The 13,647-nt window shown below is 44.2% G+C and carries 10 protein-coding genes; 3 read left to right on the top strand and 7 right to left on the bottom strand.

Annotated features, from left to right (window positions below; genetic code table 11):
* Positions 1–163: 163 nt before the first annotated feature.
* The 4 genes from IQO02_RS11980 to IQO02_RS11995 all read right to left on the bottom strand — a co-directional run bounded on the left by IQO02_RS11980 (position 164) and on the right by IQO02_RS11995 (position 3,712).
* On the bottom strand, positions 164–1,192 hold the full coding sequence (locus IQO02_RS11980; protein ID WP_016797509.1) for a J domain-containing protein: 1,029 nt from the start codon (positions 1,190–1,192) through the stop codon (positions 164–166).
* Positions 1,193–1,349: 157 nt separating this feature from the next.
* Positions 1,350–2,018: an OmpA family protein gene (locus IQO02_RS11985; RefSeq protein WP_010438238.1), complete on the bottom strand. Its 669-nt coding sequence runs from the start codon at positions 2,016–2,018 to the stop codon at positions 1,350–1,352.
* A gap of 112 nt (positions 2,019–2,130) precedes the next feature.
* Positions 2,131–2,820 carry a DUF2786 domain-containing protein gene (locus tag IQO02_RS11990; RefSeq protein ID WP_010438241.1) on the bottom strand — a complete coding sequence of 230 codons (690 nt, stop codon included), beginning with the start codon at positions 2,818–2,820 and terminating at the stop codon, positions 2,131–2,133.
* 208 nt (positions 2,821–3,028) lie between these two features.
* Positions 3,029–3,712, bottom strand: a complete 684-nt coding sequence (locus IQO02_RS11995; RefSeq protein ID WP_010438244.1) for a DUF3334 family protein — start codon at positions 3,710–3,712, stop codon at positions 3,029–3,031.
* A 222-nt stretch (positions 3,713–3,934) separates the two neighbouring features.
* Between IQO02_RS11995 and IQO02_RS12000 the strand changes: the two genes are divergently transcribed.
* From IQO02_RS12000 to IQO02_RS12010, 3 genes are all read left to right on the top strand, one after another.
* Entirely contained in the window at positions 3,935–6,970 is a 3,036-nt protein-coding gene (locus tag IQO02_RS12000) for an FAD-binding and (Fe-S)-binding domain-containing protein (protein WP_102282748.1), read from the top strand.
* Positions 6,971–7,037: 67 nt separating this feature from the next.
* The gene (locus tag IQO02_RS12005; RefSeq protein WP_016768273.1) at positions 7,038–7,499 is read left to right on the top strand and encodes a methyltransferase family protein; all 462 of its coding nucleotides are present in this window, start codon (positions 7,038–7,040) and stop codon (positions 7,497–7,499) included.
* A gap of 151 nt (positions 7,500–7,650) precedes the next feature.
* Positions 7,651–9,279: a trypsin-like serine protease gene (locus tag IQO02_RS12010; protein ID WP_102282749.1), complete on the top strand. Its 1,629-nt coding sequence runs from the start codon at positions 7,651–7,653 to the stop codon at positions 9,277–9,279.
* A 145-nt stretch (positions 9,280–9,424) separates the two neighbouring features.
* Here the strand turns inward: IQO02_RS12010 and IQO02_RS12015 are convergent, their stop codons facing one another.
* The 3 genes from IQO02_RS12015 to hutU all read right to left on the bottom strand — a co-directional run bounded on the left by IQO02_RS12015 (position 9,425) and on the right by hutU (position 13,619).
* Positions 9,425–10,150 (bottom strand): DUF3581 domain-containing protein, encoded by a 726-nt coding sequence (locus tag IQO02_RS12015; RefSeq protein ID WP_010438254.1) that lies wholly within the window; start codon positions 10,148–10,150, stop codon positions 9,425–9,427.
* A 227-nt stretch (positions 10,151–10,377) separates the two neighbouring features.
* The gene (gene hutH / locus IQO02_RS12020; RefSeq protein WP_010438256.1) at positions 10,378–11,910 is read right to left on the bottom strand and encodes a histidine ammonia-lyase; all 1,533 of its coding nucleotides are present in this window, start codon (positions 11,908–11,910) and stop codon (positions 10,378–10,380) included.
* Between the two features lie 14 nt (positions 11,911–11,924).
* Positions 11,925–13,619 (bottom strand): urocanate hydratase, encoded by a 1,695-nt coding sequence (gene hutU / locus IQO02_RS12025; RefSeq protein WP_010438259.1) that lies wholly within the window; start codon positions 13,617–13,619, stop codon positions 11,925–11,927.
* Positions 13,620–13,647 lie beyond the last annotated feature (28 nt).

The following is a 13,647-nucleotide window of genomic DNA, read 5'->3' on the forward strand; positions in this document are numbered from 1 at the left end:
TTTCTCCTCACCTGTATACGTCAGGTGTATTTTCGGCGCAAATTATGACATAAGTAAGCCCCATTAGTTAATAGTTTGTTACCTGTTTTTGAGAAGGGGATCGATTGCAACACTAATAAAATCGATATATTTGCGAATTGGAAAGCCAAAGGTGTGTGGTTGTTTACGGTTTTGTAACATTTTGTAAGATGGTTTTTAGCGCATTGTTCAAACGTTTCATTTCTTCGTCACATCCATGACCATCCGGATGATAGATCTTAGAGAGCTGCTTGTATCGGGTTTTGATATTTTTTTGATCAGGAATCGAGCTTGGCGTGTACCCGAATAACGCGCAGGCTACCTGCAAGTTATTCAGACCTTTGCTGTTTTTTTGTTTTTTTAATTCGTTGTAAATGGTTTGAAGCTGACGCTTTTGTTGCTTAATGGTCAAATCTTTCGAGCTAATCTGTGCTTCAAGTGTCTGTTTTTGCTGACCCAATTCACCCGATTTCAAAGTCAGTCTTTTTTTAGATATGACCAGCGTCATGATGATACTGGCAATTGAAATCAACAGGGCCAAGGCTACACCAATCAGATAGTCCGAATGCGTTAGGTTAGAACGGATAGCCGCCTTTTTAGAGGACTGAACTGTGCTAGCTTCAGCATTGACGTTGTCATTAAGCTGCTCAATTGAAGAGATCTGCTTTGCACGTTGTTGATTAAATTGTTCTTCTAGAATGCGATTGTAGCCCTCTTCTGCGTCAGAATTGTCTTTCAAAGCAGCTTCATACCATAGCTGTGCGGCATCTAATGGCTGAAGGAGATCTTCATCAACTGAGGACTCATAGATCTTAGCCGCCTCAAAGGGGGCACGCTTGTTGCCTTGCAGTGCCGCTTTGATGAACCATTCTAAAGCGAGCTTGCTATCTTGCTCTATTCTTGTTCCTGCCAAGTACCATTCGCCAAGTCTAAATTGTGCATCTGGATTGCCATTGTCCGCTGATTGCGAGTACCAATAGAATGCGTCGTCGATATTTTGAGGCACATTAATTCCCAGCTCATACGCTTGAGCTAATTGATACTGAGAAGCTGGGTCTTGAGGTTGTGAGTTCAATGAGAGTTGAGCATGAGCTAAATTTGGGGCGATCAGTGTTAGGGCTAGAAATAAAGTTCTAAGAAGTGACGATGACCAGAAGTTGGATAAGATAAGCAAAAGATAAGTCTCGTAAAAAAGCCCAGTGCTGATGTATCAGTATGAATACGCTATGTGGCTGAGTGTTAAGTCGCAACGCTTAAAATAAACCATACGACTGACAAGCAACTATATAGTGGTTAATTCAATAGATAAAGGTTACTGGGCTTTAATCGTGCTACTTAAGCGGCAAGATTTGAATTTCTACGCGACGGTTACAAGCACGACCTTGAGACGTGTTGTTGTCACATAGAGGGTAACGTTCGCCGTTACCACGAGCGATGGCACGGCCTGCAGCGACATCTTGAGAAATCAAGAATGCGCGAACCGATTCAGCACGACGCTCAGAAAGAATTTGGTTAGTTGATTCACTGCCAGTGCTGTCTGTATGGCCGTCGATCACGAGGCTTGTGTCAGGGTATTCAACTAAGATACGAGCAACACCGCGTAGTGTGTTGTGAATGCTTGATTCTAAAGCGTAAGAGCCCGAATCAAAACCGATCCCATTTTCTAGGCGAAGCAGGAGTTGGTTCTCACCAACACGTTCCACTTGAACGCCAGAGTTCATGAGCTCTTCACGAAGTGCAGCTTCTTGTTGGTCGAAGTAGTAACCAATACCACCACCGACAGCCGCGCCACCTGCAGCGCCGATCAATGCACGCTTGCGGCGATCTTTAGAGTCGTCACCTGTTGCAACACCAGCTACTGCACCAGCGATAGCACCAATTAGAGCACCTTGAGTTGCAGAGTTCGTCTCAGATTCACCCGTTGTCGCATTTTGGCGTTGAGTTGCCTGACACCCCGTTAAAGCGACAGTAAGCGCTAGGGCTAAAGTGATTTTTTTCAACGTATTTCTCCATCATGTACTTCTGTCAAACCTATGGGTAACGAATGACAAGCATAGTCCTGTAAATATTAATAATGGTTTTATCAATACGTTGAAGCAATGTAAAGCGGCTCTATGATTTTGTTATCTTTTTAGCAGCCTGGGCCCCGGCAACTGGTCTATTAACAGACAATTTACGACCTTTCTTCAAGCCAACTTCATAATCAGCGGTGAGGTTTTTCATCGCTTCTCTTAATTGTTGCTTGAAGGTCTCACGGTCGATATTTTTGAATTCTTTATCGATGTAGTTATTGATCTTGTTGTTTGATTCATCGTCTGGAGTAATGGTTGGTAGCTTTTCCAGTGCGCCTTCAACCCAACCAGAGACAAATGAATTCACACGACGTGTCACTTCAAGCGACCCTGTTCCAGAACCAGCAAAGCTATTTCTGAATTGGCCTGTATGTTCATTTAGCTCGCGATAAATAATATCGAATGCGAATGCAGCAAAGATAGCGCGATCCGCTTCACCTATAAACTCCACTCGTTTAAGGCCTTTGTGATTCAATAACACCGCCTCTACGCCAAACTTGGTGTTAATACCGCGAATAACACGCAGCAGTGTAGAACTGATATTTGCAGGTAGCAGGTGAGAGGATTGAGTCTTTCCCATCTTGATAAATTCAATATCGTCTTTTTCGAGACCATATTTCAGCATCAAGTTATGCGCCATTTTTATCGCATTGGCAGCTTCATTGACGTTCGCAGAATTTCCAAGCTCAAGACACTTGGCAATTTTCTTTAGGGCTTTTTTCTTATCCATCGACTACTTAATCATTACCGCAAATTTTTAAAAGTCCGACATTTTACATGTTTTGGCGGTTAACAGCAAAGTCAAAAGTCATTTGTCGGTGTGTGGCCATCCGCTATTAAGGAGGGTAAAGGCGGCTTTTGAAGAATACAAAAACGCCATCAAGTGTATTGATGGCGATAGTGACCCGATTTTCTGGATTAACTAGTACTTTCGCAAACTAGATACCAAGTTCATCGAGTAGATCCGCTGCAGAATCATTGCCTGAGTTTTGTGCTGGCTTGTTGGTTTCTTGCATTTTCTTCTGAGTCGCCTCAAGAATGCTATCTGGGCACTCGTCTTCAGTGATTTCAAATTCTTCTAATTGGATGAATTCCGTCTTATCCATTGCAAGCTCAAGATAGAAGATGTTGTTGTTTGCAGTCGAGAAGGTCACACGACGGGCTTGTGGACGATCGAGGTTGGTATCAACAGAAAGGTTTACTTGTTTATTCAGTGCCAGCATTTTCGGTTGGTTCTGCGTGATGTTAGTTTGCAGTTCCTTACGGATTTTGTTGGTGAAATCACCGACAAGTTGGTTCATCAGCTCGCCCAATACATCACCCACTTCGTCTGAAGTATGCAGTACCGCCAGTTCGTCTTCAGGCATGCCCATATTACGCATGTAGTTGGTATAGATCTCTAACGCGGCTTTCGACGTAAAATTGATGACAACAAGACCAGAAAAGCCACCGTCAAATAAGACGAAACAACCAAAGTCTGGCTTCAGACTTGTCTTGTTGATCTTTTGAACCATAGCTGAATAGGACACCTGAGAAGCCGTCGCTGAAGTGAGTACGCTTGAGACTGATTGGCATAGCTTAAGAAGAATATCTTCAGTTGTGACTGTTTTGTTTTTTTTCATTGTGATGTGCTCATGGAGATGTCTTAAACAAAATGTTATTCAGTATATTGTGACTGAATTAAGACGAAAGTGACTATTTCTCCATTCTTGCACTGAGATTCTGATTTGATCACCTTTTTATATGATCTTAATAGTAGTAAAGTGACGAAATTCAAAGAAAATTATTAAAAATCTCAGATAACCCAATGCTGATAGGATCAGCGAAGTAGGGGCAGGAAGCAAATGTTACCAAGACTTCAACTCAATGCTGATGTCGATCCAGTTGTCGTACGCTTTTTAGATGAACTAAAAACAGCGGGCTTTACTGGCGACATTGAATCTCAATATTCTAGCCGTTTGGCTGTGGCGACTGATAACAGTGTTTATCAACAGTTGCCGCAAGCGGTCATCCTTCCCAAGACAACAAACGATGTTGTGTTGATCGGTAAAGTGGGTGCTAAATCCACTTACGAGCGTGTGACCTTTTCCCCTCGTGGCGGTGGTACCGGAACCAACGGACAATCTTTAACAAAAGGTGTCGTGGTTGACCTATCGCGTTACATGAATCAAGTTCTTGAGATAAACGAAAAAGAAGGCTGGGTCAGAGTTCAGTCTGGTATCGTTAAAGATCAATTAAATGATGCTGTACGCCCCTATGGTTACTTTTTCTCGCCAGACCTTTCTACCAGTAATCGAGCAACTTTAGGTGGTATGATCAACACCGATGCGTCTGGCCAAGGGTCGTTGAAGTACGGAAAAACGTCAGATCATGTATTGTCATTGCAAGCGGTGTTTGCGGATGGCTCATGTCTTGAATCTGATTTATCACATGGCTTACCTACTGAAGGTGAGTTTGCCCATAATGCACTTGCCGTTACTGAAGCCGTGTGTCGAGATAAGCGTGCTCAGATCCTCAATAAATTCCCTCCGTTAAACCGCTTCCTTACGGGTTACGACCTGAAGAACGCGATTAGCGAACAAGATGATAGCTTTGATCTTACACGTGTACTGTGTGGCGCAGAGGGCTCATTAGCATTCATTACGGAAGCAAAATTAAACCTAACGAAGATTCCAAAAGCGCGGACATTGGTTAACGTGAAATACAATACGTTTGATTCAGCGCTGCGTAATGCTCCGTTCATGGTAGAAGCGAAAGCGTTGTCTGTAGAAACGGTAGATTCAAGAGTATTGAACCTAGCGAAGCAAGATATCGTTTGGCACACCGTGAGCGACCTGCTGATGGATGTTCCAGATAAAGAGATGCTTGGCATCAACATGGTTGAGTTTGCAGGTCAAGATGAAGCGGAAGTTGAACAACAAGTTCAAGCGCTAACTGCACAGCTTGAAAGTATGGTAGAAACCGAAGAAGCGGGTGTGATTGGCTTCCAAGTGTGCAGCGACTTAGCGAGCATAGGTCGAATCTACAACATGCGTAAAAAAGCGGTGGGTCTATTAGGTGCGGCGAAAGGCCGAGCTAAACCGGTCGCTTTTGCTGAAGATACCTGTGTTCCACCGGAAAACTTGGCGGACTTCATCTCTGAATTTAGAGTGCTGCTCGATTCAAAAGAGCTGAACTACGGCATGTTTGGTCACGTTGATGCGGGCGTATTACACGTTCGTCCGGCACTTGATCTGTGTGACCCGATGCAAGAAGCACTGATGCACGAAGTCTCTGATGAAGTGGTTAAGCTGGTGGCGAAATACGGCGGCTTGATGTGGGGTGAACACGGTAAAGGTTTCCGTTCTGAATATGGGCCAGACTTTTTTGGTGAAGAGCTGTTTACTGAGTTAAGACGTGTTAAAGCAGCGTTTGACCCGCACAACAAGATGAACCCAGGCAAGATCTGTACGCCATTAGAAAGCGACGCTGAATTGGTGAAAGTCACCGATACCAAGCGTGGCTTCTACGACCGCCAGATCGACGTACAAGTTCGTGACAGCTTCAAACAAGCCATGGAATGTAATGGTAACGGCTTGTGCTTCAACTACGATACTAGCTCGCCAATGTGCCCTTCGATGAAAGTCACGGCTGACCGTCGTCATTCACCAAAAGGCCGTGCAGGTTTAGTAAGAGAGTGGTTGCGTCAGCTAACGGAACAAGGCGTCGATATTCTCGATTTAGAGCAAGAAGCGCTGAAGGACAATACTCCGGTCAAAACCATGGTGGAACGTGTTCGCAATACAATGAACAAACGCCATGAATATGATTTTTCTCATGAAGTTCACGAAGCGATGAATGGTTGTCTCGCATGTAAAGCGTGTGCGAGCCAGTGTCCGATTAAAGTTGATGTTCCGAGCTTCCGTTCTCGATTCTTAAACATTTATTACTCACGCTACCAACGTCCTGCAAAAGACTACTTAGTCGCTAACATTGAAACCATGCTGCCGCTAATGGCGAAAGCGCCAAAGGTTGTTAATGCTGCCTTGGGTCAAAAGTGGATACAAACCGCAACAGCGAAAACGGTTGGTTATGTTGATGCACCACTGATGTCGGTGCCTACACTTAAAAATCGCCTAGCGAGCGAAGAGCTGCAACTGTTCGATCTTCAATATCTAGAAGGGCTCTCTTCTGAGCAGAAGAAACAGCACGTGTTGATCGTTCAAGACCCGTTTACTAGCTTCTATGATGCAGAAGTTGTTGAAGACTTCGTTACTCTGGCTCAAAAGCTTGGTAAAACCCCTGTGTTACTGCCATTCAAGCCGAATGGTAAAGCACTGCATATCAAAGGCTTCTTAAGCCGTTTTGCTCGTGAAGCTAAATCGACCTCTGATTTCTTGTCGATGGTGGCTGATATCGGCATTCCTTTAGTGGGTGTCGACCCTGCACTAGTGCTTTGCTACCGTGATGAATATGTCGAGATCTTAGCTGATAAACGTGGTGATTTTGATGTACTGACAGTCCATGAATGGTTACTGCCATCGTTAGGTGATTTTGAAGCGCGCTCTGCAAGTGAAGAAGTTTGGTACTTGTTTGCTCACTGTACTGAGAAAACCAAAATGCCGAACGCAGAAAAAGAGTGGGGCACTATTTTCAAGCACTTTGGTGCTGCGTTAACCAGTGTTCCTGTCGGCTGTTGTGGTATGGCGGGTACTTTTGGCCACGAAGTGGATAAGCTACAAATGTCGAAAGACATATACGGTTTAAGCTGGAAGCCTCAAATGCAGGACTTACCAAAAGATCGTTGCTTGGTGACAGGTTATTCCTGCCGCAGCCAAGTGAAGCGTTTTGAGGGTGAGAAGCTTGCCCACCCATTACAGGCGCTTGCCAAAATTCTTTAAACTATTTAGCCCAGCAATTGCTGGGCTTTTTTCTAAACTAACAATGGAATTGTTAATAAGGAAAGCTATGAGATTTCTAGAGTTAAAACTCCCACCCGTTGCTCTGTTTATATTGGTATTCATCGCATCTTATTTTAGTGCTCATCAGCTGAGTGCAGGAATGGTGTTATTACCTTACAAGTTCATCGTTTTAGGGCTCGGAATTGCTTTGAGTGGCGTAGTTGGGTTGGCAGGTATATGGGAGTTTCGAAAACAGAAAACCACCGTTAACCCGATTAAAATTGAAACCGCTTCTTCAGTTGTGGACAGTGGCATTTTTGGCTACACACGCAACCCTATGTATCTAGGGTTATTCATACTACTGTTTTGCTTTGGCTATTTCTTCCAAAACCTGTTCAGTGTTTTATTCAGTTTTGTATTCGTAGTTTATATGAATCAGTTCCAGATTAAGCCAGAAGAGCGCGCTCTAGAGCAATTATTCGGAGCTGAATATGTTGATTATAAACAAAAGGTTAGACGCTGGATCTGATGTAAATTTTAATACAATTAAGTAAATAAATAGGAACTGTTATCATTTAGTTGAGCTTCATCACAAAATAATATAACTAATGTTTCATATTGCGTTTTTATAAAATAGCCTGCGCGTCATTATTAAAATATATAAAAGGCTAGGTAATAAAATGGTTCAGGCTAAATGGTTGTCGTTAGGTATCTATGCAGTGAGTCTGTCTTCAACGTCGGTGTTGGCAGATGTTTCAGCTCGAATTATAAACGGTAAAGAAGCGACAGAGGGAAATTGGCCATTTATGGCTGCGTTAGTCTCAAGGAACGTGAGCGCTTATGACGGTCAGTTTTGTGGTGCGAGTTTCATTGGTGAGCGATATGTATTAACTGCCGCTCACTGTGTGGAAGGTAATGGTCGTGAAGATCTAGATGTGGTGATTGGTGTATCAAATCTTTCTGCCTCTCAAGCTGCACAACATAGATACGCTGTTGATAATATTTATGTACATGAATATTACAACTCTGCAGCGACAAGCAATGATATCGCCATTATTGAGCTCGTAGAAAAGCCAGTTGAGTCTGTGGTTAATCTCGTTGATGGTTATGTTCGCGGTAACCTGAATGATGGTCAAATGCTAACGGTCATGGGCTGGGGTGATCAGGACGCATCTGATAGATATTCGTCGAAGAGTGAACTGTATCAAGTCAATGTTCCCTTAGTTAACCAGTACCAATGTACTAGTGTCCCTCACAGTGGGTATGCCTTTATTGGTAGTGATGCATTCTGTGCGGGATACAGTGATGGCGGTTATGACTCTTGCCAAGGTGACAGTGGTGGTCCAATTGTTGTCTCGACTAATGGAACTTATGAACAACTGGGTATTGTGAGCTGGGGTAAAGGATGTGCAGAGGCTAACGCTTACGGTGTCTATACTAATATTAGCCACTTTGATGATTGGATTGATGAGCAGAAAACAGGGTTTAGTTACCGTCAAATTGAAATGCTAGGTGCAAAATTATTGGCTCCTATTTCACATACCTTTAAATTCACAAATAAATCTGATCAAAACATGCAAGTAAACAGTGTCTATCCAATTTCTGGTAATGATACTGATATAACAGACAATGGATGTAGCACCTTAACTGCAGGGCAAAGCTGTGAAGTTATGGTTAGCTACAATCTAAATTCAATTGGTGAACATGAATTTGGTATTAATGTAGATACTGACTTATTGGTAGGCACGGTTACTTCAACGGCTTCTGTTATCGGGGTAAGATCTGTAAATAATAGTGTGAACTCTTATGTCAACGTACCTAACAGTGGTGTCTACAACACGCAAGCTTGGATTACCGAAGGTGATTTTTTGGCCTCACCGTCGATTAGCCACGGTACATCTACAGCGCTTATTGTTGAAGGTATCCCTTCTGGTACGGTTTCGTTTGACCTAAATGCATCGTCTGAAGCAGATTATGACTTTGTTGCGGTTTATATTAATGGCCAACAACGTGATAGTGCCTCTGGTGAGTTTTCTGGCTCGTTGAACCTACCGCTGGTTAGAGATACTAACAATAGTTTTATGATTGAATATGTGAAAGATGGCTCCGTTTCTGGTGGGGACGACAGAGTTACGATTACTAACTTTGCCTATACCGATGAGATAAAAATATCTAAGTCTGAAGGGACACAGAACGCAAAAAGCTCAGGTGGTGGCAATGGTGGTTCACTGGGGTGGCATTGGTTATTAGTTCTTTTTGGTGGTTTGATTGCACGTAAATCGTTTTCACAACTAAGGTTTAAAAGATAACCAGTGAAAATATAACTTGATAACTATGTCCTAACTCGAAAGTTACGCACTACATAAAAAAGCCCAGCTTGAGGATATCAAGCTGGGCTTTATTGATCTTGTTCTAGAGCTTATTTACATCGAGATGTGTAAATAAGGATGCTGATTAAGCGGCAGCTGCGAACTGAGCTAGAAACATCTCTTTACGCTCGTTGAAGCGGTTTACTAGGTCGTCTACAGAAGCTTGGTCGTATGGCTTAAGGCCACTTGCTACCATGCGTTTCACGCCTTTACCGACAACTTCGCCGTCTTCTTTGAAATCAAAGTTCAGTGTCACGATGCCACGCTTGCCTTCAACATCAAAAGTCGCACCTGAGAATTCAACTTCTGGGTGAGATAGGTCTAGGCGAGTAAATTCAACTTCCATGCTCTCGTAAATCACAAGAGGGCGTTGGCAGTTGATCATCATCTGTTGCTCTTCCATAAGAGGAACCATGATGTGTGGGAAGTTCATACCAGAGAACTTAACGTAGTTTGTTACTACGTGTTCGATGAATGCTTGATCGTGGCTCTTTTCACCTTCACAAGACATGTGTAGGTACTCTTTGCCTTTCTCGTCAACCAGTGAGCTTTCTTTCTCACACTTGTTGTCAACGCTAAGCGCAATACCGTTCCCCACCATACCAGAAAAATCAAAACGCATTTTTTGGCTGATGCCTTCTTTTTGTAGAAGCACTGCAAACAAAAGATCGCCAGGCACGCAGAAGCGCTTGTTGTCTTCATCGTGAATTGGGTTGAAGTCAGCGGCTACTTTTTTAGCAAAGTGGCTAGCTTGTTCACGAGTGAATTGAAATTGATTGTCTTCAGTTGAAAAGTAAGGTGTCAGAAACATAGTATCGCTATTAGTCATCAAATCTGGGGGGGATTATAGCTAACTAACTTCGTTCTAATGGTCTATCCAGTTAACTTTGCTTATATATCAGTCAATTAGATAAATACGTTGGATGGTATGTGACGATTTTAAGGGAGATATGGCCTTTGGCTCAATGCAACAAGGGCCAATTAATAGCCCTTGTTTATATGATACTTTAATTAGTGTCGACTAAAGTATTTTAAGTACTAGAAACTGCACAAAGTACCTTCTGGCATTAAGTGGTTATGAACGGATAATTTGAGTAACAGGTTAGCTTGCTCAATATCTGGAGCAAAATATCGGTCTTTGTCGTAGAAACTCACTTTCTCACGCAGAATCTGCTTCGCCTCTTCCACACGAGGAGAAGATAGATTAGGCGCTCGGAAGTCTAGCCCTTGTGCTGCTGCTAAATATTCTACTGCCAATATTCCACGGGTGTTTTCAGCCATGTATCTAAGCCTACGCGCGGCAAAGGTGGCCATTGATACGTGGTCTTCTTGGTTGGCAGAAGTAGGTAGGCTGTCTATTGACGCCGGATGAGCCAAGGTTTTGTTCTCACTTGCCAATGCTGCAGAGGTAACCTGAGCAATCATAAAGCCAGAGTTCACGCCGCCGTTATCGACCAAGAAAGGTGGAAGTTTGCTTAGCGCGCTATCGATTAGCAGTGCCATTCTTCGTTCTGACAAGCTGCCTATCTCAGCGATTGCTAGTGCCAGGTTATCGGCTGCCATTGCGACGGGTTCGGCGTGGAAATTACCACCTGAAATGATGTCACCATCGTCAGCGAAAACCAGCGGGTTGTCGGATACTGAGTTCGCTTCAACATTTAAAATTTCAGCTGAATTGCGAATCTGCTGTAAGCAGGCACCCATCACTTGAGGCTGACAACGCAGCGAGTAAGGGTCTTGAACCTTTTCGCAGCAAGTATGTGATTCACCAATCTCACTCTTTTGATCAAGCATGTGACGGTAAGCAAGTGCTGCATCCATTTGGCCACGATGACCACGAACGCGGTGTATACGAGGGTCAAACGGACGACGACTACCTAGCGCTGCTTCTACAGACATCGCACCACACACGGTTGCAGACGCAAACAAGTCTTCAGCTGCGAACAGACCTTCTAATGCAAAGGCGGTTGATGCTTGTGTGCCGTTTAACAGCGCTAAACCTTCTTTAGGCGCTAGTGTGATAGGTTCCAAGCCAGCGATTTGCATTGCTTCTAAGCCTGTGATGATTTTTCCGTTGTGACGTGCTTGGCCTTCACCTAGTAGAACTGTACTCATGTGTGCAAGGGGAGCGAGATCTCCAGAAGCTCCTACTGAACCTTTCTGTGGAACACATGGGTAAACCTGCGCGTTCACTAGATCGATAAGAGCATTGATAACCTTGAGTCGGATACCCGAGTAACCACGAGACAAGCTGTTAATCTTAAGTACCATCATCAAGCGCACAGTTTCATCAGACATGAATTTACCGATGCCGGCAGCGTGAGAAAGTACGATACTTTTCTGTAGTACTTCTAAATCTTCAGGGGCAATTTTGGTATTCGCTAATAAGCCAAAACCCGTGTTGATGCCATACACTGTGCGATCTTCAGCAATCACTTGTTCGACAACGTGCATGCTCGCTTCAATATCAGGGATTGCTGCTGGATCGAGTGATAAATTTACAGGGCTGCGGCTAATCTTACGCAGTTCAGGTAGGCCTAGAAGTCCTGGTTTAAGTAATAAATTCAACATGTTTTCTCCAGACATTAAAGGCGACGAAGTTCTTCGTTTAGCATAGGTAAATCAAGCTTCTGCTCTTTAGCACACTGCTTGGCAATATCGTAACCCGCATCAGCATGACGCATAACGCCAGTTGCTGGGTCATTGTGAAGTACACGAGCAATACGCTGTGATGCATCTTCACTGCCGTCACAACAAATCACCATACCTGAGTGTTGTGAGAAGCCCATGCCAACGCCGCCACCATGGTGGAGAGAAACCCATGTTGCGCCGCCTGCAGTATTCAGCAGAGCGTTCAATAGAGGCCAATCTGAAACGGCATCTGAGCCATCCATCATGCCTTCTGTTTCGCGGTTAGGGCTTGCAACAGAACCTGAATCTAGGTGGTCACGACCAATAACAACTGGTGCTTTCAGTTCACCATTTTTCACCATTTCATTGAATGCTTGGCCCAAACGTTCACGGTCTTTCAAGCCCACCCAACAGATACGAGCTGGTAAACCTTGGAACTGAATGCGTTCACGCGCCATGTCTAGCCAATTGTGTAGATGTGGGTTGTCTGGAATCAGTTCTTTTACTTTTTGATCTGTTTTGTAGATGTCCTCTGGATCGCCAGAAAGAGCAGCCCAACGGAATGGACCGATGCCTTCACAGAATAAAGGACGAATATAAGCAGGAACGAAACCTGGGAAATCAAATGCGTTTTCCACGCCTTCTTCAAGTGCCATTTGGCGAATGTTGTTGCCGTAATCTACAGTCGCAGCGCCACGGTATTGAAGATCTAGCATGGCTTGTACTTGAATCGCCATAGATTGCTTAGCGGCTTTCACTACTTTCGCTTCATCAGCTAAACGTTCTTGAGCCGCTTTTTCCATTGTCCAACCTTGAGGTAAGTAGCCGTTCAGTGGATCGTGGGCAGAGGTTTGGTCAGTCACTACGTCAGGCGTGATGTTGCGTTCAACTAACTCTGGGAATACATCAGCAGCGTTGCCTAATAGGCCAACAGAGATTGGCGTGTCTGATTCTTTAATCATTGTCATCGCTTCATCTATGCTGGTGGCTTTTTTGTCTACATAGCCAGTACGCAAGCGGTAATCGATTCGTGATTCATCGCATTCAACCGCAATCATTGAGAAGCCAGCCATTGTTGCAGCGAGAGGTTGAGCACCACCCATGCCGCCAAGACCACCCGTTAGAACCCACTTGCCGTTAGCTTCACCTTGGAAGTGCTTCTTCGCGATTGCAACAAATGTTTCGTAAGTACCTTGAACGATGCCTTGAGAGCCAATGTAGATCCAGCTGCCTGCTGTCATTTGGCCGTACATCATCAAGCCTTCTTTATCGAGCTCGTTGAAGTGCTCCCAGTTCGCCCAGTGTGGAACAAGGTTAGAATTCGCGATCAGTACGCGAGGTGCGTTTTTATGAGTCGGGAACACGCCCACAGGTTTACCTGATTGAACAAGTAACGTTTGGGCGTCTTCTAAACGCTCTAATACTTCAACAATCTTGTCATAACATTTCCAATCACGCGCAGCTCGACCAATACCACCATACACAACCAGTGCATGTGGGTGTTCTGCCACATCAGGGTCTAGGTTGTTCATCAGCATACGCAGTGGTGCTTCTGTTAACCAAGATTTAGCGCGCAAAGTGGTGCCATGAGGTGCGCGAATTTCGCGAGTCGTGTCGAGACGAGGGTCACTGTTGTGGTGTTCCGTCATTTTGGAATTCCTTCTGTTTCACGTTATA

It is taken from the genome of Vibrio sp. OPT24 (assembly GCF_015163545.1).
Lineage (GTDB): Bacteria > Pseudomonadota > Gammaproteobacteria > Enterobacterales > Vibrionaceae > Vibrio > Vibrio cyclitrophicus.